The following is an 824-nucleotide window of genomic DNA, read 5'->3' on the forward strand; positions in this document are numbered from 1 at the left end:
TGCGCACCTCCTTAAGACGAACCGCTTCGAAAGCGGCGAAGTTTGAAGGAGATAGAGGATAAATTAAGTGATTAAAATCAGTAATTTATCTTCGCTTGTTAAAGGTTTTGGTTTTCGGTTTTGAATTTAAATTTCTTCGAAAACAAATTAAAAAAAATCGTTGACAAGCAAATGAGACGCTGTAGAATACTCGCCTCGCTTGAGGGATCTCAAGCAAGCTCTTTAAAAAATTAACCAAGCAATTCGTGTGGGCGCTGGCTGAGATGATTTCACGATAAAGCACTCTGATCTAACTTGTTAGAGAGGATGTTGCTTAAGAAATTATCAAGTCAACGACCTGTACAATTTATTTGAACAGTAAGTAACTTGAGCAAGTATATGAAGCTTTTGCTTCGACTAGATTGAACTGAAGAGTTTGATCATGGCTCAGATTGAACGCTGGCGGCAGGCTTAACACATGCAAGTCGAGCGGTAACAGAGATAGCTTGCTATCTGCTGACGAGCGGCGGACGGGTGAGTAACGCGTAGAAAACTGCCCAGTAGTGGGGGATAGCCCAGAGAAATTTGGATTAATACCGCATACGCCCTACGGGGGAAAGGGGGCTTCGGCTCTCGCTATTGGATGTGTCTGCGTGGGATTAGCTAGTTGGTGAGGTAAGGGCTCACCAAGGCGACGATCCCTAGCTGGTCTGAGAGGATGATCAGCCACACTGGAACTGAGACACGGTCCAGACTCCTACGGGAGGCAGCAGTGGGGAATATTGCACAATGGGCGCAAGCCTGATGCAGCCATGCCGCGTGTGTGAAGAAGGCTTTCGGGTTGT

The 824-nt window shown here is 46.2% G+C and carries 1 rRNA gene; it reads left to right on the forward strand.

The features are described 5' to 3' along the window. Positions 1-403: 403 nt before the first annotated feature. Positions 404-824: ribosomal RNA gene (locus A3763_RS05075) — 16S ribosomal RNA — on the forward strand; the annotation flags it as partial.

The sequence above is a fragment of the Oleiphilus sp. HI0128 genome, assembly GCF_001635365.1.